We start from the raw sequence: 23,885 nt of genomic DNA, 5'->3' as shown, positions 1-23,885 counted from the left end.
ACAGCGGTTGTTCCGCAAACGACCCCAGTTCAATGGCTGCCGCGATTGCCGCTCCTTTGTTGCTCACGCTGCCGAAGCGGCGACGCCAGCGCGTTCCGGCTCACCAATCGCGGCGAAGAGTTCGGCATCTTCGCCAATGCCGGCGTTGGGCGTGGTCAGCAGCGTATCGCCGTAGATGACCGAGTTTGCCCCGGCGACCAGACACAGGATTTGCGCCTCTCGATTGAGGTTGGAGCGGCCGGCCGAAAGTCGCACGGTCGAGACCGGCATGATCAGACGAGCCGTCGCCACCATCCGAACAAGTTCCAGTGGATCGATACGTGGGCGCTTCGCCAGCGGGGTGCCTTCGACCGGCACGAGCGCATTGATCGGCACGCTTTCCGGATGTGGGTCCATTCCCGCGAGGACGTTGCAGCATCGAGGCCCGGTCGCGGGTCGTCTCGCCCATGCCGATGATACCGCCGCAACACAGGTCGATACCAAAGGATCTCACCGTCGCTAGCGTGTCCAGCCGATCGGTATAGGTGCGGGTGGTGATGATCCGACCGTAAAATTCGGGGTTTGACGCCTTTCGGGCGTGGTTCGATCCCGTCTTTGAGTGGTGGAGGAACCGCGTAAGTTGACGGCCAACGCCAAACTCATGCTCGCCGGGCCGGCTTGTCAGCGCACGACAGAAACCGCTTCAAGCTCAAACCGGCCACCAAAATGTAAGGCGGCATGGCGAGCGAATAGTGACCACAGTTTAATTCCAATATATTTGGCCTAGCTCCGGCGTCCTTCAGCCTCTGCATGAACCTCTCCGATAGCTCTGGCAACACCACTTTGTCTCTCCTAGCCAACACAACGTGAAGATCGAGATCAGGCCGTGCCAAACTATGTGCGTAATTCTCCAAGTTAAGTGGACCCCAGGCCCTTCTGAGATCGGTCAGCTCAATCTCAGGCTCAAGGCTATCACGTATCAATCGTGTCGCGCGACCCGTCCAAACCATATCCGCTAGACTCCCCGCCGTCAGAAACAGCGAGGCTTTTGACACAGCCGAGTCGTGCGCCGCGACCATGCCCGCAACCCAGGAGCCTAAGCTCATACCGAGAACCGAAATCTCTCGATAGCCTTCGCTCTTCAGCCAACGTATGAGTTTTCGCCCATCCCATACCGCCTGCCTTACAGATTGGATCGTTCGACCGAGATTAGGGCTAAGCATATAATCGGCGTGCACGGAGCCGGGACGGCTGCGTTCGAAGTGATAAGGCATAGCAATCTCGACAACCGTGGTGCCACGCTGCGAGAAAAAGTTGGCAATCTGACGATTCCGAGAGCTTGCATTCCAATGGTGAAAAATCACCATCGCCTGATCGAACGACCCGCTTTCTGTAATTTTCGCCGAGACGACATTGTTCTGTTCGATATCAGTAGAAATGTCCGATGGAAATTTGAGCCACCCATTTAGCCTTTCAAACCCCTGATCACTCACATTCGGGGCATCGAAAAAGGCTGGATCAGCCACGGCTTGGTCCGCAAGGGCACAGAATTTCTCGATACTTGTTATCTTCTTCGCACCTGGAAAGGCGCGTTCCGCGTCAAGGGCGAAATCCGATGATTTCTTCCCTTCCTCACCGCGGCGCGCCCGCCGCTCATCCCAACGATCGAGCCAACTATGATACACTCTGATTTCCTAACTTACTCGCTTGCCCTCGCCCCAATCCTGGATCAAACAGGCCGTAGATTGCGAACAGCACTCCAACGCCCAGAAGGATCGAAAAGCCAGCAAATGCATCGATCAGCAAGTAGCCGGCCACGAGTAACGCGACGATCGCTGACATCCTCCACAAAGGCATACAAAACCGACGTTCGACACCTAAACGGATGGAGCCGTACAGAAATACAACACAGGTCGAAATAGCGATAAGAAGGCTACTGTAGTGGGTCGGCCTACGATAGCTGATCCCGGCGCTCACATCATTGCGCCCATAGAAGGCGGAAGACATATCGCCGACCAACCAAGCCACAACATTCTCTCCACGCGATGTCAGGTAAGCACTCTGGACCTTCATGACTATGGCGATCAGAATCCCCAAAACAGTACACCGAAAAATCCCACTCATAACCCTGAGGCTGGCTTCATTGAGCTCGTGTTGATAATCCATCTCCGGCCGATTACTCGCTGCTTCTCCAATTCTCCAAAGATCATGGATCACCGTATAGAGCAAAATGAGACCTACGAAGAACAGATAAAAGCACAGGCACATGTATAGGTAAGCGAGCCCGGTGAATACGACCGCTTCTGGCACCGATATGACCTCAGGGCGCACAATCGCTAACGAGCCCCAATCCGTCGCATAGTTGCCACCACCTTTCATCAACGGGATCAATGACACGCCGATCCACTGAAAAAGACCGGCGAACAGCACACAAATCAAAAAAACCGCCCAATATGAATACGAAGAGGATTCGACGTCGCGCGCCCAGGCTTCGTCGCTTTCCACCCGATCGCCCTGCGCTGTAAGCTTTAAGCGCCCCTCAACTTTCCAAAAGGTCACCAGCTCGGTCACGAAGGCAAAAAACAGTGGCAAAAACAACATGAAGACGGATGTCCAATTCGCTGACCAAAGAAACCCAACCTGCTTGACGACGCCATCCGCCCGGCCATATGTCACGCTGTGAATCCCCGTAATATACGACGAAAACCCAAGAGCGGTGACACCTGCAAACACCGACGCCGGTAAATTCAGGGGAGATCCGTGACTAAAGAACGCCTCCGATTTCCTCGCCAAACTAAAACGTCGACTCGGCACCTTGGCGGCAGCATGCCCTGTTAGCTCTGCCGGGGAGTCTGTCCCGTCATCGAAGGTCGCAGTCAGTGCCGTATCTGGAATCTCCTGTGCAACGCTGCTTCCGGCTCTCTTCCATTCTCGCCTCTTGGTCGATAACCGCGATTGCGCCGCACTGAGCTCCATCTGCCATTCGCTGGTTGTTACCGGATCATCGCACCCAAAAATTCTCGCCAGCCAACGAATGTTGGCAGTGCTAATTCCCTTCTCATTCTCTTGAAACCAAAGCTGCACCGTTCGCAGATCAACCCCAATCCGGTTGGAATCAATCTGTGAAATCGCCTCTGCAAGAAGCTCGGGCGTCCACGGGCCAGCAGGAAATCCATCCTTGCCGAATGGCCGCCCCGCACCCGCTGCGGCTAATCGTTTGAATAATTCTTTGAAATCACTTCCGTCTCCCGGTGGAGGGAGAAATAACTTTCCATTCTGAAACAATGACTTACAGACTCTGGCTTCGTTTCGTTTCGCTCGTCTTCGTATCCTATCGTGCCCTCGTCCTTGATCAACGTTTTTATCAACTCGATTTTGGCCGGCACCGGAGAGGATCGAATGAAGGGACAGGCGGGTTTGTGGGATGTCGATGAACGCTATGCGCGGCTGAGCGCTGCCAGCGACCCGCTGGAGAGGCTGAACAAGGTTGTTGCGTGGGAGATGTTTCGCAAACCGCTGGCCAAGGCACCGAACCGCCCGGATCGGGCGCAGGGCGGGCGCCCACCTGACGATGCGGTGATGATGTTCAAGATCCTGGTGTTACAGGCACTTTACGGGCTGTCGGATGAGCAGGCCGAGTTTCAGATCATGGACCGACGCACCTTCGGCCGGTTCCTTGGTCTTCTGGATGCCGGCGACAGGGTCGACGCGGGTTGCTGGCCAGCACCAACACCGGCTCCGAAGTGTGGGCCGACGGCGTATCGGTCGAATAGACCAAGCTTCATCAGCCGCCTGCATCTCGAAGCCAAGAGGCAGGCCGATGCCGAAGAATACCGAGCACGGCAACCGGACACGCTCCAGAACCAGCGCCCGTGTTGAGCATCCCTTCGCCGAGCAGAAGGACCGCATCATCCACACCATCGGCCGGTCGCGCCCGCGAGAGATGCAGAGAAGGGGAGGGACTGCAGACCCATGGCACTCTGCTGATACCCTTCGGCTGCTACGGACGCGATGAAGAGGAGTGAGAGCCTCGTTATCACAGTACGAACCCCAATGCAGACGACCAGGCGGTGTTCACTGTGTCGCTCGAAGGGTTCGCTTCTGCCATGAACAGGGTCGCCGAACTGGCGAAGTGATCGTACGGCCAAACAATCGGGCGGAACCGGGGCGGAGACAGTTACATAGGAGAGGCTATCCATTGAATACGTTCTTCCAGAAGCTGACCGACATCTCGTCCGTGGCACGAACGGAGCAGATGCTGAATGAAGGGCTGGCCGAACTGGTGCAGGAGCTTGGTTTTGACTGCTACGCCTATGTCAACCTACATCCCGTCAGAACATACGCCGTGTCGAATTATCCACCGGAATGGCTGGCTCGATACCTCGCCCAGAAATACACCAACGTCGACCCCGTCGTATCGATGGCCCAAGCACGGATGCAGGCGTTCGCCTGGACGGCCGAGAGCCTTCGTCAGTCAATGGACAAGCTGGTTCGGCGCTTCTATCGGGAAGCCGGCGATTTCGGCATCCGATCGGGTGTCACTATCCCCATCCGCACGGCGTTCGGACATATGTCGATGCTGACGGTCGCGTCTTACAAGCCGTCCCTGTCGCTTGAAAAGGACATCGACCAGATCGCCGCAGTCACTGCGGTTTCGCAGCTTCATGCGGCACTTGAACAGCAGGACGTGGAGCCGACGGCAAGCTTTCATGTCGACCTTAAAGCCAAGCAGGCACTTTGCCTGAAATGGTCGGCAGAGGGCAAGACGATGAAGGATATCGCGGCGATCGAGAACATCTCTTTCGCGACAGTGACGTTCCATCTAAACAATGCACGCAAGGCGCTCGACGTCGGAACGCTGCCCCATGCGACCGCACTAGCCACCAAACTCAAGCTGATCTGACCAGACGGCGGAGCTCAGTCCCCGGGCACGGGCGGAATGTAGCCGAGGACATCGAGCAGGGTCGACAGCACAGTCTGCTGGGCGTGCATGTCGATCATCGCCGTAACATAGGCGATATGGGCCGATCGTGCCGCTTTGGCGGAGGGATCACCAGCCTCTATCGCATGCCACTCGTCTTGACGTGCATCTGCAAGGTCACGAAGTCGCCGGTGAGTCTTGATCGCCTGGATGGTGATCTGTTCGAGATCTGACGTTGGAAGGTTCTCAGTCAGGCCTACGACCGGTCTCAGGACGAGTTTATGCTCTGGCTGCACATAGCCTTTTTCATCATCTGGCATCGTAATCTTCTACAAAAAGGCGTCCGCGGTACGCCCCCGCCGACAGACATCCTTTGAACCCAAGCCGGGGGTTAGAAAACCGTGTCTACACGGTCCCTGTGACCTTTGAAAAGCCGTTCGGGTTTCCACCCACACCCGCGAACGACAGCCGGGGAGAAAGTTTAGGGATATGGGCCGCCTATCCCCGAAAGATCGATGCGTATCCCCGCCTTGTTGGGATCACCGGGTTGGGTGTCGCGCTGCGTGGGGACCCCGCCTGCTACCGCCCCTTCAGAGGCATTCTCTTCCGATGGTTTTGTCTCTTCTGATGGTTCGGGCGGCGCCTGCTTCGGTTCGGCAAGACTCATCTCGCCGGGATCCGGTTCGCTGAACACGGCCCGACCTTCAAAATATCCCGTCTTCCAGGCATAGATGGCATCGTCGAACGCCTCGTCCACCGCGTTGCCGTACCATTTCGTGACGATGCGATAGACCTTGCCGAACAGTCTCGTGCCCATGCGGATGTTGGCGCAGGCGTCGAGAAGGTCGGGCTCTAGTTCCGCGACGTCGGCGACGCCTAACCCGGCCGGATATTGCGTGACGCCGACCCGCACGACGGCCTTGCCGAGATGCTGGCGAATGAGCGTCATCGCCTCATCCGTCCTGCGTGGCGTCGGCACAAGCACGACACGATCGCCGACGCGAACCGTGACGGCCAGCGGATCGCTCGAGCCGGCCTCGGCGATGAACTTCTCGACGATCGCCGGCTTGAGGCGGGGATCGGCGCATTGCTGAATGAGGGCAGCATCGATCATGGCAGCCCACGGTTCAGGTGTTGAAGGCGGTGACGAGACGCAGGTCGAACAACCTGGCCCAAGCCGCGGTGCTGGCGTTCTGGATGGCGACGATCGAGGTGCCGGCCGTCCACCAGCCATTGCCCGTGGCTATGAGTATCTCGGGGGAGTGCAGCATTGACTGAAGGACGGGCCAGAGGATGAGCTGCTCGTAGCAGATCAGAGGTGCTACACGCCGGCCGTTGAGCTCGACGACCGGGTTTGCAAAAAAATGCGCCCGCGCGCCCCCGCCTTGCCCGGTCCATGCCAGCCATGGCTGCCACATGGAGACCGGGACCGGCATACGTTCCCGATACAGAGCACCGGCGCGCACGGCGGAGATCGCGAGCATGACATTGTCGTAGCCTTGCGCGTCGACGATCGCGGAGCCGGCGATCACGGTGATGTCGACGCCGCGCAACTCGTCGCGCCATGGCCGCTCGACGGTTGGGGTCCAGAAGCCAAGAGCGCTTTCGGGCAGCACGACGATACTGGCGCCCTCGCCGGCCGCTCGCCGCACCGTGGCGATCAGGTCATGGTGTTGTTCCAGCCTGACATCGCGGCCGAGGCTTTGGCCGAGTTCCAGGTCGACGCCGTTCCAGCCGTCCGGCAGGGATGGTTCCGTCCATGATGTGGCGGACCAGAGCCAAAATCCTCCCAGGGCTATTGCCGCTGTCGGCCACCATCTCGTCGTCATGGCGAGAAGACCGGCTGCGGCGGCTGCCAGGCCGAACCATCCCCATCCCGGAAACAGCACGCCGGCGGCCGTCAGCGGATGCGCCCATCCGACGATCCCGAATGGCGGCACCGCCATCAGGAGTACAGCCAGCCCATACCGCGCCGCCCTCTTCCCTCCCGGCCGGCTCGTCCATAGAACCGTATGCACGGCGACGAAGGCCAGCGACGCGCCGAACCAGAGCAGCAGGCCTGGCCAGAGATCGGAGGCATAGTAATTGGCGACGCCCTGCGGCAGTCCGCGCGAGGCTGCGAGGAAATAACCTCCCGATACCAGGGCCGCGACGATCCGGGACGGCGATAGCGCCCATAGTGCCGGGAATGCGAAGGCGAGCGGCAGGGTCAGCGGATCGCCGCTCCAGGCGACAGCGCCAACGAGCGAGGCAGCCGCCGTCAGCATGACAGCACGCACAGTGTCAGGGATCGAAGGTGAGGACCGGGCGGGCGCGACCGAGGAGGCCGGTTCCGGGGATCGGCCCGAAATATCGTGAGTCATAGGAACCCGCAAAATCGGAGTGAAGAAAGAGGTGCGCCGGCGGAACGATCCCGCCAGCGAAGGGAGCCAGAGCCCTGCCCTTTGCGTCGGCGGCATGCAGCCGCGAATGCGCGAGCAGCCGGCCGTCGATCGCGACGCCGGCGCCGATGTCGACACGCTGCCCTTCGATCGCCGCGACTGTCTTGATGAGCGGGCTTAGCCAGCCCGGGCAGAGGCCGCGCCGGAGATAGCCGCGCTCGCGGGCCGACCTGAATGGCGGTGAGTCCGGAGGGCAAATGAAGACGAGATCGCCGACAGCGGCCGCGCGATCGAGCGCCTCGATGCGCCAAAGACCGAGCGGGTAGCTCGGCGTCAGATTAAGCCGGATACCACCAAGCCAACCCATGCCGATCAGCGTGGTGACGGTCATTGCCGCGATGGCGATCAGGGTGATGGCGCAACGACGGCTCACTGCTTGAGGACCGGGGTCTGGCGCGGCGACAGGCGAAGATTCTCCGTCTGCTTCAGGGTCTCCACCGTGCGTTCATACGCGGCGATCTGCTGGGCTGCGCGCATGACCGGCCAGGCTTCCGCGAGCTTCTGGCGCTCGCCTGGCGCCAGGCCATCCGCCGCCCTGTTGAACAGCTTGCCGGATGGTTCGCGCGCCGCATTGGTGAGCAGCGTCCGCTCGCCGAGCCGCTCCGTGATCGCCTTGTTGAAGCCGTCGATCTCGGCCTTCGCCATCCTGTCGGCAAGCGCGTAGCCGAGCGCAGCAGGGAGGTCGTTACGATCGATCGCATCGCGCACGCGCTCCAGCACCTGGATAGCCGCAGGCGACAATGCGGGTATGTCGATCGAGACGCGGCGGCGGAGCGTCTGTTCGTCGGCCTCGATCTTCTGCACAGCCGTCTGGCGCAGCCGCAGATAGCGCTCGATGTCGCGCTTCAGCGCTGGCGCATTGACCTGTGCGATACGCCTGTCCTCGCGATCGACTTTGTTCGCCAGAAGCCCGACCCTTCCCTTGAGCGGACCGATGGTCGCCGGTTCATTGACCAGGCGCTCGAGGGTAATTCTCGCCGTCGACGGATCGGTGAGGGCCGCATCGAAGTTCATCGCCCGGAAGGCCGTCTCGGGATCGGCGAAGACGAAGCGGAAGCGGGTCGAGACCTCCTCCCACTGCTTCTTCACGGCCGGATCGGCAAGCAGCTTTTCCTCGACCGTATCCTGGACCGAATACGGGAACTGGGTGACGCCCTTCACCATCGGCGCGGACTCCTTCAGCGTTTGGGTTTGACGTGTGTCGAGAAGGCCGAGCCGCTCGCCCAATCCCCTCAGGCGCAGCCCCAGGTCTGCGAGGCGCTGCTTCTGCCGGAGCGTCCAGTCCACTCGATCTCGGACCAGCGTGCGGGCGACGCGGGCGATGTGCATGCCGCGGTTCTCGGCGAAGCGCAGGGCCTGGCGGTAGAGCGTGCCTCGTTCATAGTCGAGCGTCGTTTCCTTGGCGTTGCGCCGCGACAGGATATTCACGAGGCCGCCGTTCATGCCGAACGAACGGCGCCCGTAGTAGAGCGCCATATCCTCGCGGTGACGCGTCAGCGCGACATAGGTCAAGTGACGATCCAGAGATAGGGACGCCAGCACCTTCACTCGGTCGACGGTCGACCCTTGAGACTTGTGGATGGTGGTGGCGTAGCCGTGATCGAGGTTACGATAGAAGCGCTGATCAACGGAAACACGATGGCGCTGGTCGCCCTCGCCGATCTCGGCGACAATCCGGTTCGGCGCGGCCTCGATGACCTTGCCGATCATGCCGTTCTTCACGCCGAGGGCGCCGTCGTTCTTCAGGAAGACGATCTGGTCGCCGGCGTCGAAGCGGCGCATGCCGTCCTCCGTCCGGAAGGCATGGCCCTCTCCGACGATGCCGCGTTGGACCAGCTTCTCGCGGGCCATTGTATTGAGCAGGCGCACGTCGCGCCGCAGATGGGCGAGGATCAGCGTCGACTTCGTGGCATCGTAATCGCCGTTCCAGTCGGCGATCAGATTCTCGACGGCCTGCGCCTTCAGGTCCGATCCCATCACCTTGCCGCGCCCCCGATAGGCGGAGATCGCCTGATCGATGCGGCCGCGCGCGAGATCGAGCGATGCCTTGCGCATCCAGTCCTCGCGCTGGCGGTAGATGGTCTCCAGTTCGGCATAGCCAATGCGCTCGACGATCGCCCGGAACGCAGCTCCTGCCTCGATCGGCTGGAGCTGCTCCGGATCACCGACCAGGACCAGTTTGGCGCCGGTCCGCAATGCTGCCTCGACGAACAGCGCCATCTGTTTCGAGGCGACCATGCCGGCCTCGTCGAGGACGAACACTGTCTTTCCATCGAGGGCGTCCCGGCCCTCTTTCCAGCGCAGTTCCCACGACGCCAGCGTGCGGCTGGCGATGCCGGCTTCTTTCTCAAGGCCCTCAGCCGCCTTTCCGGCGAGCGCGCCGCCGACCACGTGATAGCCGGCCGATTCCCACGCCTCGCGCGCGGCCTTCATCATTGTTGTCTTGCCGGCGCCGGCGCGCCCGACGATGGCTGCGATCCGGGCTGCGCCCGCCACGTGTTCGATGGCAACACGCTGCTCCTGCGACAAGCGCTGATGACGGGCAAAAGTCGCCTCCTGCGCCTTCTGCCGGACGCCATGGCTCGTGCGTTCCGAAAGCCAGATCGCTCGCTTCGCCATTTCCGCTTCGACGCGGATCAGTTCGCGCGTCGCGTACCGGGCGCGCACCCGTTCCCCGGTTGCGAAATCGACGCTTTCCCGTTCGATCCGCAGCAGGTCCGGGCTCTGGAGAATGCGCGTCATCAGATGCTGGAAGGTTCCGGCATCGTCGACATAGCGATGCAGGACCTTGGCGATGTCTTGGCTGTCGAAGACGCTCTTTTCCGAGGACAGGAGGTCGAGGACGATCTCGGGACGGCGCTGTATCCTGCGGGCGTTTTCCTCTCGCTGCGCCTCGAACTGCTCGATCCGGTCGAGTGAGGGCGTCCATCCCTGCTGCACGCCCTTCCGCTGTATCGCCTTGGCGCCAACGCCGATATGGACGGTCGGAACAAGATCGATGCCGCGCTCGGCGTAGGAGCGGCCATCGACGCGGACTTCCAGGCCGCCGAGAGCGAGATGTTGATTCTGAAGGTCGAGCCAGCGGTTGCGCTGCTCAAGGAACTCCTGCTTCTCGCCAGCCCAGAGACGGTACTGGATCTTGCCGGTTTTCGTGCGGAGCGGCTGACCGTCCTCGCCAAGCACGGCGACCTTCTTGGCGCCGAACCCGGTCTCCGTGAGCGGGCGCAGCGTGGTCATCAGATGCACATGCGGGTTGCTGGGTTCGTCGTGATAGACCCAGTCGGCGACCTGCCCGCGCGCCAGGACCTGCTCGAACACGAACTGCCGCATCAGCGCGATGTTCTGCTGCTTCGTAAGCTCGGCCGGCAGCGCGATGATGAACTCCTTCGCGAACTGCGCATCCTCGCGCTTCTCGAATGCCTCGACCCTGTTCCAGAAGGCCTCGACCGCGCCGGGGACGGAGCGATCGGCAATCAGCTTGCGCGCCCAGTCCGGAGCGTCGGGCGGTAACAAAAACTCCTCATGGGCGAGATTGCGCTTGTTGGAATAGTCGACGGTGCGCGCCTCCATCTCGTAGATCATCTTCGCGCAATGGCGATACGCAGCGGACAGCACGGCGCTGCGGCCATTGCCGCGGCCGATGAGCTGGGGCGTGAAGTGCGTGATCGCCATGGTGACGACGGCTCCCGACATGAACGAACATCGCGTTCGTCGGGATAGGACCAGCCCAGCGGGCGGGAGCAGGACGTCGCGTCAGCGACGTATTACTGCGCCCTTGGATCCATTCCTTCGGAACGGCGGGATGATCTCAAGCGGCGTCGGCTCTGCCGACTAGCTTTTTTACTAGTCGCCCATGACGCGCATCCGGGGGATTCTGGACGAGCTCCAGAACGACCAGATGCGAAAGGCCCAACCGGAATGAAGAAACCATCGTCGAAGATCAGGGAAGAGATCGTAAAACTCCAGGATCAACTCAGGCAGGCCGAAACGCGCGAGGCCGAACGGATCGGACGCATCGCCCTGAAGGCAGGTATCGGGGAGATCGAGATCGAGGAAACGGTGCTGCTGGCGGCGTTCGAGGAACTCGCCGCGCGGTTTCGCGATCGCGACGAAAAGGCATCCGGAAAGAGAGGGAACGCCGGCAGGAAGGGCGAGGCGGCCGGGGCCGCGATGGTCGCGGCTGGCGCGGCTGCGAGCAGCGATAGCGAGGTTTGAGCGCATGCGCCGGTCGACATCCTCGGAGGCCAGAAAGAGAGATACGCGCGAGAAGATCGAGCTCGGCGGCCTGATCGTGAAGGCGGGCCTGCGTTACGAGAAGCGCGCGCTGCTGCTCGGCCTTCTGATCGACGCTGGCTCGCGCATTCGGGACGACGAAGCAGAGCGCGCGCGGCTAACGGCGATCGGCACGGAAGCCTTCGGCAATGACAGCGAATAAGCTCCTGCTCGCCGGTTCAGCCGCCACGCTGATGCTCGGCGCCTGCATCGGGATTTCAGGCGTAGAGACCTGGCTCGCAGGGTTCGGAACATCGGATGCGGCGCGTCTGATGCTCGGCCGGATCGGTATCGCCCTGCCCTATGCGGCAGCAGCCGTCATCGGCGTGATCTTCCTCTTCGCCTCGGCAGGCGCAAGCGCAATCCGCGCCGCCGGGTGGGGCGTCGCCGGCGGCGCGGCAGGCGTGATCGCGATAGCGGTCGCGCGCGAAGCCGTGCGGCTGTCAGCACTGGTCGACCACGTGCCGGCCGGCAAAGCGATCCTCTCCTATGTCGATCCGGCGACGATGGTCGGGGCGACGATCGCGATGATCTGTGGCGGCTTCGCTCTGCGCGTTGCGATGCGCGGAAACGCCGCTTTCGCGCTGGCTACGCCTCGACGCATCCGCGGGAAACGCGCTGTGCATGGCGAGGCCGACTGGATGTCTATGCCGGCGGCGGCGCGGTTGTTTCCGGATAGCGGCGGGATCGTCATCGGTGAACGCTATCGCCTCGGCCGCGACAGCGTGGCGGCGCAATCGTTCCGCGCCGACGCGCGAGAAACATGGGGGGCCGGTGGGCGATCTCCCCTCCTCTGCTTCGATGGCTCGTTCGGCTCGTCGCACGGCGTCGTCTTCGCAGGCTCGGGTGGCTTCAAGACCACTTCCGTCACCGTACCAACGGCGCTCAAATGGGGCGGCAGCCTCGTCGTGCTCGATCCGTCGAGCGAGGTCGCGCCGATGGTCTTCGACCATCGCCGGCGTGCGGGGCGCAATGTCTTTCTGCTCGATCCGGGAAACGCGGCGATCGGCTTCAACGCGCTCGACTGGATCGGCCGGTTCGGCAGCACGAAGGAGGAGGACATTGTCGCGGTCGCCACATGGATCATTACCGACAATCCGCGCCAGGCCTCGGCGCGCGACGACTTCTTCCGCGCCTCGGCGCTTCAGCTCCTCACGGTGCTGATCGCCGACGTCTGCCTGTCAGGTCATACGGAAGAAAAGGACCAGACGCTTCGGCGGGTCCGGTCGAACTTGTCCGAGCCGGAACCGAAGCTGCGGGAGCGTCTGACGGCAATCCACGACCAGTCGGAATCCGCATTCGTGAAGGAGAATGTCGCACCGTTCATCGCGATGACTCCCGAAACATTCAGTGGCGTTTACGCCAATGCCGTCAAGGAGACCCACTGGCTCTCCTATTCGAACTATGCTGCATTGGTCTCAGGATCGAGCTTCACAACGGACGAACTCGCGGCCGGCGAGACCGATATCTTCATCGCGCTCGACCTGAAAGTGCTGGAAACCCATCCGGGTCTCGCCCGCGTCATCATCGGCGCGCTGATGAACGCGATCTATAATCGCAACGGCGAGGTGAAGGGCCGCACGCTGTTCTTGCTGGACGAAGTTGCGAGGCTGGGCTTCCTGCGCGTCCTCGAAACCGCACGCGACGCCGGGCGCAAGTACGGCATCACCATGACGCTGCTCTACCAGTCGATCGGGCAGATGCGCGAGGCCTATGGCGGCCGTGACGCCACCTCGAAATGGTTCGAGAGCGCATCATGGGTCTCCTTCGCCGCGATCAACGATCCGGAGACGGCGGACTACATCTCGAAGCGTTGCGGCGACACGACGGTCGAGGTCGACCAGACCAGCCGCTCATCGCAAATGTCGGGCTCGTCGCGCACACGCTCCAAGCAGCTCACGCGCCGGCCGCTGATTCTGCCGCATGAGGTGATGCAGATGCGGGCCGACGAGCAGATTGTCTTCACCGCCGGCAATCCACCGCTGCGTTGCGGCCGTGCCATCTGGTTCCGGCGCGCTGACATGAAGGCCTGCGTCGGCGAGAACCGCTTCCACCGGAAGGAGACCGAGGCATGATCGTCACCTAGCATCCAGCCGGCGGGGTGAGCGAGGGGATGCCCCTTGTGATGAGGCGGCCGGTCGATCCGGACGGTCTCATGCCGCGAGAGGATCGTCACGGACAGGCGGAGACCGCTTGCGGGCTCCGTGCGAGCGAATGGAGCCGTCCGCCGCAGGCGGCTCGCCCAACCCCCCTGCTTAATGCGGTGCCGGAGCGAGTCTGATCGGTGGCTTTTGAATGATCCTGGCAAACAGGACTCAAGCATGAGGTGGTAGTTTCGCCATGACCGAACGGGAGACAGGGCCGGACTTGAGCAACGTCGCTGAATACAAAAGCCGCCCGCCGAGGCGCTTCAGCACAAGGTCGTCATCGTTAGGAAGTTCGAGACGAGGTGCGTCGGCGCGCCAATCGACACCGCTCCTGCGTTCCTTCGCAATTTTGGCCGTCATCGCCGTCGGAGCGTTGGGCGCTTTTCATCTGAAGGAGACGGGCCGCCTCGACAGCATGCGTGCGTCGTTCACGGGTCCCGCTGCAGACATGCTGTCAGCGTCATTCTCGATCTGCGATGCCGGAGCGCGAACCAATTGCGTCGTTGACGGCGACACCTTCTGGCATCAGGGCGAAAAGATCAGGATCGCCGATATCGATACGCCGGAACTCAGCCCGCCGCGTTGCGCGCGCGAGAGGCAGCTCGGCGAAGCCGCAAAGCGCCGGCTGCACGCCCTGCTCAATGCCGGCCGCTTCTCGCTCAACGCCGGCTGGCGCGACGAAGACCGGTATGGACGCAAGCTCCGCACCGTCACGCGCCAGGGCCGCTCGATCGGCGACATACTTGTCTCGGAAGGGCTTGCTCGACAGTGGGACGGATCGCGGCATCCCTGGTGCGACTGATGCATCAGCAGCGTGAATCGGTCGGCGTTCATCGATTCACCAAAGTCGTTGGACCTCGCTTCCGCAGGAAGCGAGAATCCGTCCATGCCGAAACCCGATCCAGGACCGCTTCATCTTCGCCATATCGACGACGCCCGCAACATGCGGCGCTTCTACGTGCTGTCCGTTCAGCCGACCTTGTTCGGCGGCGCTTCCTTGATCCGCAACTGGGGCCGGATCGGCACGAATGGCCAGGCGATGATGCAGACGTTTGACGAGAGCGCGGATGCCGGCGAGGTGTTCGCGCGTCTCGAGCGCCGAAAGCGCAGGCGTGGATATGCGGAACGGGTGAGGAACGCGCCATAACCGCCAGCTTCAACGATCCGGCCCCCGCGTCGATGGGGCCGGGCGGCAACGCCGTGTTCTACGCGTCGATGTCGATCCCGTACTCCTTCAGCCGCACCGCATCTTCGAGGTGCACGATCTCGTAGTCGTCGGACATAAAACGGCGTTGGTGCGCGGATATGAAATCGAACGCATTTCGATCATTAATGTATTGGGTTATGCCTGCGTGACTTGACGCCGGATAGACTCCGGGCGTGCCCATGCCAGCATGCTGTTGAGAACGATGCAACCGATGGCAACCTCGGTCTGTTGAGCCGGAAGAGAGCGTGCTCGCAGGCGCCGTCCGATCAGCCCCTTGTATCGTCCGATGGCTGTTTCGCTCAGCGCCCGCTTGCCGTAGCCGGTGGCTGCCTGCCATTTCAGCCGACCGTCGCTTGCGATTGCGGCAATGTGCTTGTCCCTTTGACCAGGCGGTCCGGTATCACCGCTTTCCACCGCCGTGGAACGCGGTGGAATGACGATGTTCGCGGTTGCGCTGTGCTGCAGGATAGACCGATAGGTTGGCTTGCCGTCATAGGCTCCGTCGGCTGTGAACTGGTCGAGCAGCGGTGCCACCTGGGAAGGATCATCCGTGTCCTGATCTGTCAGCCTTTGGGCAATGATCGCGCCACTTTTGGCATCCACTGCCAGATGCAGCTTGCGCCAGTTGCGACGTGATCTGGCGCCATGTTTCTGCTCCAGCCATTGCCCGGCGCCGTAGACTTTCAATCCCGTGCTATCGACAAGCACATGCAGCGGGCCGTCCGGCAGCGGCGGGTTTCGTCGGGCTGATGGCTCCCACTTCTGTGCCCGACGGCTCAGCGTCGTATGATCTGGAACTGGGACTTTCAGCCCCATGAGATCCAGCAGCGAATGGAGCAATCCCTCGGTCTGGCGCAGCCGCATTGCCAAGACGCAACCCAGCGTCAGCGCTGTCTCAATGGCGAGATCGGAATACCGGGCTTGGCCGCCGCGGGTCTTGCGTCGCGGAGCGCGCCATCCCGCCAGTGCCTCCGGCGTTACCCATAAGGTCAGGCTACCACGCCGGCGCAGACCTGCTTCGTAGTCACGCCAATTCGTCACCCTGAATTTCATCTTTCCCACGTGATGACGACGATCTGCGTTGTGTTTGTACGGCATGGCACTCGCATCAAGCTGATTTCGATCCTGCCTGCCTATCGCCAAACCGTTGACAAAGGATCCATGCACCAACGCTCGTACACAGACGCCGTGACCTCGGCAGATTCCTCCAGAAAGTCGTCGCAGAGTTTGTAGATAGAGTCCTTTGCCATGAGGGCAGCAATGGTGGGGACGAAAATCCAGACCAGGAGCGTTGCGCCGCCCAGCCCCAGTATTAGCCTGCGCGTCATGCTGCGCGGGTTCGTCATTTAACCAACCTGTACCCGAAGCCACGGACTGTCGCTATTCGGTCCCCGCCGATCTTCTTGCGGAGCCGGCTAACATAAACCTCCACGGTATTGCTCTCAATTTCCGAACCCAAGGAAAAAAAGAGTACGTCCTCGATCTTCGCCTTCGTAACTACCGTGCCGGGCCGGCACAGAAGGCAGTTGAGAACTGTCCATTCGCGTGGAGTCAGGTAGACCGTCTGCCCGTCGCGGTAGAGTTGCCGCTCGTCCGAGTGTATTGACAGCGTCCCGACAGAATATATCGGCTCCGGGAACTGCCCATTACTCCGCGCCACGGCATGAATGCGCGCAGAAAGTTCGCCGAGATCGAACGGCTTGACCAAATAGTCGGCGGCACCTGCGTTGAGCCCCTCGATGCGGTCCGAGACCTGATCGCGAGCTGTCACGATGATGACCGGTGTCCAATCAAGCCGCTTCCTCATCTCCCGCACGTAGTCGATGCCGTTGCCGTCTGGCAGGTGAATGTCGAGCAGGGCAAGCTGGTAGGAGACCACATTTGCGTAACCCCGCGCATCGGACAGGTCCTTGGCCCAGTCGACCGCGTGGCCATCAGCCATCGTATGTTCGCGTACAGCACCGCCAAGGTCCTCGTCGTCTTCAATGAGCAGTATTCGCATCATGTGTGCCGAGCTCCGGTTCGACGGCAAGAGTTGTGCCTTATTGACAGAACCTGACGCTACGCTGAACGCCCGTGACGCAAATGTCCAGAGGCTTTCAGGCTGCTGTCAGCTACAGGCGTCAGAAGGGGCATCATTGCAACAATCGATTCTAGTGTAGAAGGCCAGTTATGAACGACATCCTGATCTCGGCACTCTTTATTAATGTGACCACCGTCGGCTCTGCACTGGCCGGCGGGAAATCCGACCTGGGAATCGCCGAATGGCAACCGCGCCAAGCCGTACTGATTAGGCTTGAAGCGGACCGAAGGCAGCTCCGTTCGATTAAGACGGGAGACGGCTGGTCGGATGCCGTCGAGTCGAAGGGGCTCGAGGTTGAAACGCACTTCGACCGCAAAACTTGGCACGTGTGGGTGGTGCCGGCGAAGGAGCTAAGGATAAACCGATGCGCCACCACCAGAGTCTGGAACCCCCTGTCCACTGTAGCCTCGAGGCAAGCCTTGTGGCGTTATCCTTCGTCGACGAAGTATGATCGGCATGAGCCGGATGGCCAATGCCGCCGCGGCCCTCATCATGGAAATGTCGCCTTATTCATTCGCCCGCGATGCGAAGGATGCACTGTCATATCCTGAGTGCGTGATCTTCAAGCGTGAAGCGCGCTATCTGGGCCAAAACCCGTAGGGGAGCATCGAAGGTGATCCCTTGCTGCCCTAGACGGCACTCACCGGCTGTCTACACGAGTGAGGCCTTTCGAGCATCCAAAAGGGTCAAGGAGGGACGTGACGGCTTGCTGATCTCATGCCGCCTCAGCTCGCGCTTTATATCGGCAGTGCCCTCGGAAGCGTCAGTCACAGCGAGAACCTCGTTCGCGCCAATGACCACTCAGATGTATGCGCGCCCAAGCGCGCGTCGCTTGATAGGAAACCGTCTCCGGAATGCGACCAAAGCAAACGTCCAAAATCCGCAACTGCATCGGAAGGTGCGCTGTTCCGGTCAGCCTACTCTTCGGTCCCATCGCGTTAGCGCTGGGCTTGCTGCTGCTAACTGCCTCGGAAAGGGACAATGAATGCTCGCCCGGTGCTTCACTATCATCTTCATCGCCGCGTGTCCGCGTTCGCAATCATGCTTTCCGCGTCGGTTGCGACTTCTCAGCAGAAAAAGCTCTTGCCGGAGCCATTCTCGGTCCAGGTCGATGAGAGTCAATGCCGTTTCCGCCGCACGACACGGCAAAACAATGTCTTCAGAGAGCGGAGGTGAGCGTTGATGAAGAGCGTTGGTGCATGGATCCTTTGTCAACGGTTTGGCGATAGGCAGGCAGGATCGAAATCAGCTTGATGCGAGTGCCATGCCGTACAAACACCACGCAGATCGTCGTCATCACGTCGGAAAGATGAAATTCAGGGTGACGAATTGGCGTGACTACGAAGCAGGTCTGCGCCGGCGTGGTAGCCTGACCTTATGGGTAACGCCGGAGGCACTGGCGGGATGGCGCGCTCCGCGACGCAAGACCCGCGGCGGCCAAGCCCGGTATTCCGATCTCGCCATTGAGACAGCGCTGACGCTGGGTTGCGTCTTCGCAATGCGGCTGCGCCAGACCGAGGGATTGCTCCACTCGCTGCTGGATCTCATGGGGCTGAAAGTCCCAGTTCCAGATCATACGACGCTGAGCCGTCGGGCACAGAAGTGGGAGCCATCAGCCCGACGAAACCCGCCGCTGCCGGACGGCCCGCTGCATGTGCTTGTCGATAGCACGGGATTGAAAGTCTACGGCGCCGGGCAATGGCTGGAGCAGAAACATGGCGCCAGATCACGTCGCAACTGGCGCAAGCTGCATCTGGCAGTGGATGCCAAAAGTGGCGCGATCATTGCCCAAAGGCTGACAGATCAGGACACGGATGATCCTTCCCAGGTGGCACCGCTGCTCGATCAGATCGACGGCGAGATCGACCAGTTCACAGCCGATCGGCAAGCCAACCTATCGGTCTATCCTGCAGCACAGCGCAACCGCGAACATCGTCATTCCACCGCGTTCCACGGCGGTGGAAAGCGGTGATACCGGACCGCCTGGTCAAAGGGACAAGCACATTGCCGCAATCGCAAGCGACGGTCGGCTGAAATGGCAGGCAGCCACCGGCTACGGCAAGCGGGCGCTGAGCGAAACAGCCATCGGACGATACAAGGGGCTGATCGGACGGCGCCTGCGAGCACGCTCTCTTCCGGCTCAACAGACCGAGGTTGCCATCGGTTGCATCGTTCTCAACCGCATGCTGGCATGGGCACGCCCGGAGTCTATCCGGCGTCAAGTCACGCAGGCATAACCAACTACATTAAAGATCGAAATGCGTTCGATTTCTTATCCGCGCACCAACGCCCATGGATATGGCCGTCCACCCATGCCTCCGACACCGCCGCCGGATAGGCCCGCACATAGCAGCCGTCGCTATGCGGCAGGTCGAGCACGAAGAAGTGCGCCTTCCGCTCCACACCGCCAATGACGACCATCGCCTCGCCGAAATCGGCCTGCGCATGCCCTGGCGGATGCGACAGCGGCACGAACACTTCCTGGCGACGCTGCTCCCGCTCGCGCATGTAATCCTTGATGATAGTATAGCCGCCGGTGAAGCGGTACTCGTCACGAAGCCGGTCGAACACCCGCTTGGCGGTATGGCGCTGCTTGCGCGGCACCTTCACGTCCTCATCAAGCCAGTGATCGATCGTCGAAACAAACGCATCCAGCTTGGGCCGCCGGATCGGTGACTGACGCTGATAGCCCGGCGGCGTCGAATACGACATCATCTTGGCCACGCTATCGCGCGATATGTTGAAATGCTTTGCAGCCTGACGCCCGCTCATTCCTTCCGAGCAAGCCAGACGGACCTTCAGATATAATTCCACGGTGTAGATCCCCTAGCCCTCCTGCATTCGTCGCGGAAGGGAAATAGGTGGCCGGGTTTTACGCCGCCCGAAGCGGGACCATCCCGCCGCTACCGTGGACTAATTTTGCACCGCCGCTCTCATTCCACCGCGTTTCACGGCGGTGGAAAGCGGTGATACCGGACCGCCGGGTCAAAGGGACAAGCACATTGCCGCAATCGCAAGCGACGGTCGGCTGAAATGGCAGGCAGCCACCGGCTACGGCAAGCGGGCGCTGAGCGAAACAGCCATCGGACGATACAAGGGGCTGATTGGACGGCGCCTGCGAGCACGCTCTCTTTCGGCTCAACAGACCGAGGTTGCCATCGGTTGCATCGTTCTCAACCGCATGCTGGCATGGGCACACCCCGAGTCTATCCGGCGTCAAGTCACGCAGGCATAACCAACTACATTAAAGATCGAAATGCGTTCGATTTCATATCCGCGCACCAACGCCCTTCCGCACACAAGACGAACATCGGCACCCGAGAAGCGTCAATTTCGCGGTTCAATGGCTGGCCTACATGCTCCCCTGTCAACGCTTCACGCACAGCCTCACGGCTGCCCGCGCATGACTCGGGGTCAATGTGGATCGCTACTCCTTCATTGCAATGGACTTTCACCATCTACTCCTTGCCGGTTTCTACCGGCGCACCTTGTCCTGACCCCAGAGATACAGTGCGTATCGCGCCTCTTGGACAACACGTCACATTTGACGCAAACGGCCCAGCGCCGAAGTCATTTCTCCACTGGCTGACGCTGGGCCGCCGTTTCCGTGGCCCCACGGCTTTAGAAGGTCAGCTTGAAGCCGAACGACAGGGTAATGGCATAGAAGTCGATGCCGGCGACAATCTCTTCGGGTTCTCGTTCGCCGGTCGGTATATAGTACACCGCCCTATCGCCTTGCTCGCGGAAATACTTATCGAAATTGCCGGCCAGAAAGAAGCTGGCGCGATCGGTGATCTGATAACCCGTCTTGGCGCCGACCGAGATGAACGGCACCGGGTCGAAGTCTGCCTCAAATCGCAGCTTGCGCATCCAGTGATGGTCAACATCGCCTGCATCAACGGTGAAGCCGCTGCGGAGCTGGCCCGAGAGCGTCCAGTTGCCGAGCGTCGTGGTCGCTTCCGCGCCAAGAAAAAGGCCGGGATAGCGCTGCTCGTAGGTTGCGCCGGGCTGGCGATCGGGCCAGCTGCCGACTGTGTCCCGGAAGGCATGCACACTATAAGTGTACGAGCCACCAAAGGCGTTCCACTTCACGTTCGTGTATTTGAAGCCACCATGAAGGTTGATGGTCGTGGCATCGTCGATCGCGAAATCTCGCCCTGCTGCGATGTCAAAATTGATGTAATGGACAAGGTCGGTGTCGGGGCTGATCGAGCGATGCGACCAATCCCCTTCGGCAAAGCTCGGCGCAAACCAATCATAGTCTTCCACATGGCTGTTGCCGGAGAAACCGAAGACGGCGTTGGCTGAAATTGTCCAGTTGTTCCAGACCTCTGCCTTGAGGCCGGTGGTCAGAACCGGCGCGTCGGTTTCCCAGATCAATTTGCTGATAACATTCCCCTCGTCATCGTAGAAGAGCTCGTTGCCTTTTAGCCAAGTGTAGCCGACGCCACCAACGAACACGATGCTACTGTCTGGAGCAGCATAGATGGTTTGATCCGCCGACGTGGCCACGGTCGACGTGGCGCAGAAAGCGCCAAATGCAAAAATTGGGAATGATGTGCAGCGATTCACGAATTACCTCCTTCGAGCCGACGGCATAGGCCGCGTGGCAGCCGTCTTCCTGATATCTTTGATCGAACGGATCTGCCATCCGTCAGCTTCATGCTCGGTCTGCAGCGCTTCGCGCGATTGCGATTCGGCGATCGGCACGTCCCATTTCCCGCTGGCCAGCGCGGCGCCGACGGAGGTCACTTTCAGAAAAGGTGCTGAGATCTCCATAAGGGGTCGCTTCTTCGTTGTTCCAATGACAGCCCTTCTGGCAGCCGTAGCTGACAGCAACCTGAAGCTTCGCGATATTTGTGCGACGGCGGTTCAACGTGGCATCAGCACAAGGCCTCTTGGGCTGGCGAAGAGCGTCGATCGGGAGGCACGGCATTCACGTCGACAAAGGGGCACCGTAAACTTAACGCTGTGAAAACAAGATCTGGGAGTGAGGCTTTGGTTCATTCGGCGTGAAGGCGCGCGATTTGGCGCCATGCTTGCATGGCAGTTGCTCGCAGTTCTCGATGGTGGGTGGATGGAATATCGTGGCGGGGAACGTTAAAGAGGTTGGCGATCGGGTCGTGGACGGAAACGAAACGCTGAAGATGTCGCGCTGACTTGAAGCGCTCATGATCCTCTCCCGCCGTCGGACGGGTTGATGAGAGTTCTCCGCCCGATTGTTCAGGCCCTTGTGCGAGCGATGCTCGACGCCTGGCATGATCTCCCGCTTCGCCGCACCGTAGGATCGAAGCTTGTCGGTGATCATCACACGCGGCGAACGGCCTTGCCCTTTCAGAAGCTTTCGCATCAAGCGCTTTGCCGCCTTGGCATTGCGACGGCTTTGCACCAACACGTCGAGAACAAACCCGTCCTGATCAACGGCGCGCCAAAGCCAGTGTTTCTTTCCACCGATGGTGATGACAACCTCATCGAGATGCCATTTGTCGCCGAGCTTGCCGGCCGATCGCTTCCGGATATCATTGGCAAAGTGTCTGCCAAATTTCTCAGCCCAAAGTCGCACGGTCTGGTGAGAGACGATGACGCCACGAGCTGCCAGCATATCCTCGACCATCCGCAGGCTGAGCGGAAACCGGAAATAGAGCCAAACAGCATGGGCAATCACCTGCGCCGGAAATCGGTGGCGACGATAAAGAGGATCACGGGAAAATCTGGTCATGCCGCCAGATCCCACATTTTGATCGATGCCCGGTTAACGTTACGGTGCCGTTTCCTCTCCTTGCGGGGAAACTGTCCGCGATTTCCTTGTCTCAGTCTGGGGGTGCACTCCATAGGTGTCCGGTTTCGTCTCGGAATCACTGTCCGGAATCATTGGAATACGCACATTGCAACCTCCGAAATGATCGAAGGCTCCTTGCCACAGCGCCGGTAATCAAAAGGTTGCAACGTGACGGCCCACAAAACCTCATGCTCCCAGCGCATGGGGACCGGAGCATGCGAAGGCCCTGCTTGCGACGCGTGCGCATTCAGTGACCGAAATTGGACTGACTGTCGGTTATTGCCAAACCAGCTCGTTCACAGCGGCTTTCGAAAGGCAACCGGACTTAGTCCGCGTGGCTATCAGCGGAGTCTCGGTTAGATCAGCGCCATCGACCGCCTTCGTCTCGGTGACGGCATCTGCGGTATACTAGGAGACTGCAATGAACTGCAATCTTAGATCGTTGGTGGATTTCATCCATCAGCACCGGCGTTCTCACGCTGGTTTGTCTCGCTGGCTCCATTGCGACCGCCACAGCCCAAGACCAGAGCACCGTGGCAGCCATCGTTGCCGACCAGGTGAGAAGCCAAGGCTTCACTTGCAAAAGTCCAAGCTCGGCGGAGCGCATTGGAGCTGAGTCCGCCCCCAATCAGACCGTCTATCTGCTCAAGTGCGAGGGCATAACCTACCAGGTGCTCTTGGTTCCAGATCAAGCATCTGAGGTGACGAAAGTTGAGTGAAGGCGGTGCGCCGGGGGATTGGAACATTGGGCGGATCCATCTCCGGCGGCGCTACGCCTTCGCGCTGAGCCTGGCAGAGACGGCGTCGTGCCAGTGTTGCAAAGCATCGAAGCCTTCGGGGATCGGCATTTCTAGGGCTGCCGCCGCGAAGTCCACGGCGACCAAGGTGGTGATGTCGGCCGCCGAGAAATGGTCGCCGGCGACGAAGGGCACCTTGGCCAGACGCCCGTTGAAGTCGGCGTGGAAATTCGCGACGCGGGTTTGCTGCGGTCGACCAGGGCCGGAATCTGCTCATAGTCATATGGTCCCGACAGAGTGCGGCCCTTGAGGCCGGCCG

17 protein-coding genes and 7 pseudogenes are annotated in these 23,885 nt (G+C 60.7%); 10 read left to right on the top strand and 14 right to left on the bottom strand.

The genetic code is table 11. The features are described from left to right. Nucleotides 1-63: 63 nt before the first annotated feature. From AC56QX_RS35995 to AC56QX_RS35985, 3 genes and pseudogenes are all read right to left on the bottom strand, one after another. Nucleotides 64-559 (bottom strand): annotated as a pseudogene (locus AC56QX_RS35995) (biotin synthase BioB); the annotation flags it as partial. Between the two features lie 79 nt (nucleotides 560-638). Further along, nucleotides 639-1,664, bottom strand: a complete 1,026-nt coding sequence (locus AC56QX_RS35990; RefSeq protein WP_497118230.1) for an alpha/beta fold hydrolase — start codon at nucleotides 1,662-1,664, stop codon at nucleotides 639-641. After that, nucleotides 1,654-3,264: an RcgA family putative transporter gene (locus AC56QX_RS35985; RefSeq protein WP_497118228.1), complete on the bottom strand. Its 1,611-nt coding sequence runs from the start codon at nucleotides 3,262-3,264 to the stop codon at nucleotides 1,654-1,656. Before AC56QX_RS35985 ends, AC56QX_RS35990 begins: the two co-directional genes overlap by 11 nt. A 114-nt stretch (nucleotides 3,265-3,378) precedes the next feature. On the opposite strand from AC56QX_RS35985, the pseudogene AC56QX_RS35980 reads away from it, so the two are divergent. Continuing rightward, a pseudogene (locus tag AC56QX_RS35980) lies at nucleotides 3,379-3,684 on the top strand (transposase); the annotation flags it as partial. 493 nt (nucleotides 3,685-4,177) lie between these two features. After that, the gene (locus tag AC56QX_RS35975; RefSeq protein ID WP_497118226.1) at nucleotides 4,178-4,882 is read left to right on the top strand and encodes an autoinducer binding domain-containing protein; all 705 of its coding nucleotides are present in this window, start codon (nucleotides 4,178-4,180) and stop codon (nucleotides 4,880-4,882) included. A gap of 14 nt (nucleotides 4,883-4,896) precedes the next feature. On the opposite strand, the gene AC56QX_RS35970 is transcribed toward AC56QX_RS35975, so the two are convergent. From AC56QX_RS35970 to traA, 5 genes are all read right to left on the bottom strand, one after another. After that, nucleotides 4,897-5,220, bottom strand: a complete 324-nt coding sequence (locus AC56QX_RS35970) for a transcriptional repressor TraM (protein WP_497118224.1) — start codon at nucleotides 5,218-5,220, stop codon at nucleotides 4,897-4,899. 161 nt (nucleotides 5,221-5,381) lie between these two features. Beyond that, nucleotides 5,382-6,014 (bottom strand): TraH family protein, encoded by a 633-nt coding sequence (locus tag AC56QX_RS35965; RefSeq protein ID WP_497118223.1) that lies wholly within the window; start codon nucleotides 6,012-6,014, stop codon nucleotides 5,382-5,384. Between the two features lie 13 nt (nucleotides 6,015-6,027). Next, nucleotides 6,028-7,167, bottom strand: a complete 1,140-nt coding sequence (locus AC56QX_RS35960) for a conjugal transfer protein TraB (protein WP_497118221.1) — start codon at nucleotides 7,165-7,167, stop codon at nucleotides 6,028-6,030. 16 nt (nucleotides 7,168-7,183) lie between these two features. Further along, the gene (gene traF, locus AC56QX_RS35955) at nucleotides 7,184-7,714 is read right to left on the bottom strand and encodes a conjugative transfer signal peptidase TraF (protein WP_497118220.1); all 531 of its coding nucleotides are present in this window, start codon (nucleotides 7,712-7,714) and stop codon (nucleotides 7,184-7,186) included. Next, complete coding sequence (gene traA, locus AC56QX_RS35950) at nucleotides 7,711-11,013, bottom strand: Ti-type conjugative transfer relaxase TraA (RefSeq protein ID WP_497118442.1); 3,303 nt, start codon at nucleotides 11,011-11,013, stop codon at nucleotides 7,711-7,713. Before traA ends, traF begins: the two co-directional genes overlap by 4 nt. A gap of 246 nt (nucleotides 11,014-11,259) precedes the next feature. Between traA and traC the strand changes: the two genes are divergently transcribed. The 5 genes from traC (at nucleotide 11,260) to AC56QX_RS35925 (ending at nucleotide 14,907) form a co-directional block, all read left to right on the top strand. Beyond that, nucleotides 11,260-11,556: a conjugal transfer protein TraC gene (traC, locus tag AC56QX_RS35945; RefSeq protein ID WP_497118219.1), complete on the top strand. Its 297-nt coding sequence runs from the start codon at nucleotides 11,260-11,262 to the stop codon at nucleotides 11,554-11,556. A 4-nt stretch (nucleotides 11,557-11,560) separates the two neighbouring features. After that, complete coding sequence (traD, locus tag AC56QX_RS35940; RefSeq protein WP_497118217.1) at nucleotides 11,561-11,776, top strand: type IV conjugative transfer system coupling protein TraD; 216 nt, start codon at nucleotides 11,561-11,563, stop codon at nucleotides 11,774-11,776. Continuing rightward, nucleotides 11,763-13,688: a Ti-type conjugative transfer system protein TraG gene (gene traG, locus AC56QX_RS35935; protein WP_497118216.1), complete on the top strand. Its 1,926-nt coding sequence runs from the start codon at nucleotides 11,763-11,765 to the stop codon at nucleotides 13,686-13,688. Before traD ends, traG begins: the two co-directional genes overlap by 14 nt. A 487-nt stretch (nucleotides 13,689-14,175) precedes the next feature. After that, complete coding sequence (locus tag AC56QX_RS35930) at nucleotides 14,176-14,562, top strand: thermonuclease family protein (protein ID WP_497118441.1); 387 nt, start codon at nucleotides 14,176-14,178, stop codon at nucleotides 14,560-14,562. Nucleotides 14,563-14,646: 84 nt separating this feature from the next. Next, nucleotides 14,647-14,907, top strand: coding sequence for a WGR domain-containing protein (locus AC56QX_RS35925; protein WP_497118214.1), 261 nt, complete (start codon nucleotides 14,647-14,649; stop codon nucleotides 14,905-14,907). Nucleotides 14,908-15,102: 195 nt separating this feature from the next. Here the strand turns inward: AC56QX_RS35925 and AC56QX_RS35920 are convergent, their stop codons facing one another. Continuing rightward, complete coding sequence (locus AC56QX_RS35920; protein ID WP_497118440.1) at nucleotides 15,103-16,065, bottom strand: IS5 family transposase; 963 nt, start codon at nucleotides 16,063-16,065, stop codon at nucleotides 15,103-15,105. A 244-nt stretch (nucleotides 16,066-16,309) separates the two neighbouring features. After that, entirely contained in the window at nucleotides 16,310-16,969 is a 660-nt protein-coding gene (locus tag AC56QX_RS35915) for a response regulator transcription factor (RefSeq protein ID WP_497118438.1), read from the bottom strand. A 528-nt stretch (nucleotides 16,970-17,497) separates the two neighbouring features. On the opposite strand from AC56QX_RS35915, the gene AC56QX_RS35910 reads away from it, so the two are divergent. Both AC56QX_RS35910 and AC56QX_RS35905 read left to right on the top strand, forming a co-directional pair. Then, nucleotides 17,498-17,650 (top strand): hypothetical protein, encoded by a 153-nt coding sequence (locus AC56QX_RS35910; protein ID WP_497118213.1) that lies wholly within the window; start codon nucleotides 17,498-17,500, stop codon nucleotides 17,648-17,650. A 664-nt stretch (nucleotides 17,651-18,314) separates the two neighbouring features. Continuing rightward, nucleotides 18,315-19,287 (top strand): annotated as a pseudogene (locus AC56QX_RS35905) (IS5 family transposase). A gap of 55 nt (nucleotides 19,288-19,342) precedes the next feature. Here AC56QX_RS35905 and AC56QX_RS35900 read toward each other — a convergent pair. Next, nucleotides 19,343-19,864, bottom strand: a pseudogene (locus tag AC56QX_RS35900) (IS21 family transposase); the annotation flags it as partial. Nucleotides 19,865-19,982: 118 nt separating this feature from the next. Here AC56QX_RS35900 and AC56QX_RS35895 point away from each other — a divergent pair. Beyond that, nucleotides 19,983-20,285, top strand: a pseudogene (locus tag AC56QX_RS35895) (IS5/IS1182 family transposase); the annotation flags it as partial. A 386-nt stretch (nucleotides 20,286-20,671) separates the two neighbouring features. Here the strand turns inward: AC56QX_RS35895 and AC56QX_RS35890 are convergent. From AC56QX_RS35890 to AC56QX_RS35880, 3 genes and pseudogenes are all read right to left on the bottom strand, one after another. Continuing rightward, nucleotides 20,672-21,622, bottom strand: a complete 951-nt coding sequence (locus AC56QX_RS35890; RefSeq protein ID WP_497118211.1) for an omptin family outer membrane protease — start codon at nucleotides 21,620-21,622, stop codon at nucleotides 20,672-20,674. 431 nt (nucleotides 21,623-22,053) lie between these two features. Then, nucleotides 22,054-22,769, bottom strand: a pseudogene (locus AC56QX_RS35885) (IS6 family transposase). A gap of 830 nt (nucleotides 22,770-23,599) precedes the next feature. Further along, nucleotides 23,600-23,800, bottom strand: a pseudogene (locus AC56QX_RS35880) (glutathione S-transferase C-terminal domain-containing protein); the annotation flags it as partial. Nucleotides 23,801-23,885 lie beyond the last annotated feature (85 nt).

Source organism: Mesorhizobium sp. RCAM 06353, assembly GCF_059683585.1.
Note: the sequence above shows the minus strand (reverse complement) of the source record. Positions and strands in the feature narration are given on the sequence as shown.

Coding starts and splice junctions, on each gene's coding strand:
- AC56QX_RS35925 (WP_497118214.1), top strand. CDS start 14,647: ATGCCGAAACCCGATCCAGGACCGCTTCATCTTCGCCATATCGACGAC.
- traA (WP_497118442.1), bottom strand. CDS start 11,013: ATGGCGATCACGCACTTCACGCCCCAGCTCATCGGCCGCGGCAATGGC.
- AC56QX_RS35910 (WP_497118213.1), top strand. CDS start 17,498: ATGATCGGCATGAGCCGGATGGCCAATGCCGCCGCGGCCCTCATCATG.
- AC56QX_RS35970 (WP_497118224.1), bottom strand. CDS start 5,220: ATGCCAGATGATGAAAAAGGCTATGTGCAGCCAGAGCATAAACTCGTC.
- AC56QX_RS35965 (WP_497118223.1), bottom strand. CDS start 6,014: ATGATCGATGCTGCCCTCATTCAGCAATGCGCCGATCCCCGCCTCAAG.
- traG (WP_497118216.1), top strand. CDS start 11,763: ATGACAGCGAATAAGCTCCTGCTCGCCGGTTCAGCCGCCACGCTGATG.
- AC56QX_RS35915 (WP_497118438.1), bottom strand. CDS start 16,969: ATGCGAATACTGCTCATTGAAGACGACGAGGACCTTGGCGGTGCTGTA.
- traD (WP_497118217.1), top strand. CDS start 11,561: ATGCGCCGGTCGACATCCTCGGAGGCCAGAAAGAGAGATACGCGCGAG.
- AC56QX_RS35920 (WP_497118440.1), bottom strand. CDS start 16,065: ATGCCGTACAAACACAACGCAGATCGTCGTCATCACGTGGGAAAGATG.
- AC56QX_RS35960 (WP_497118221.1), bottom strand. CDS start 7,167: ATGCTGACGGCGGCTGCCTCGCTCGTTGGCGCTGTCGCCTGGAGCGGC.
- traC (WP_497118219.1), top strand. CDS start 11,260: ATGAAGAAACCATCGTCGAAGATCAGGGAAGAGATCGTAAAACTCCAG.
- AC56QX_RS35930 (WP_497118441.1), top strand. CDS start 14,176: ATGCGTGCGTCGTTCACGGGTCCCGCTGCAGACATGCTGTCAGCGTCA.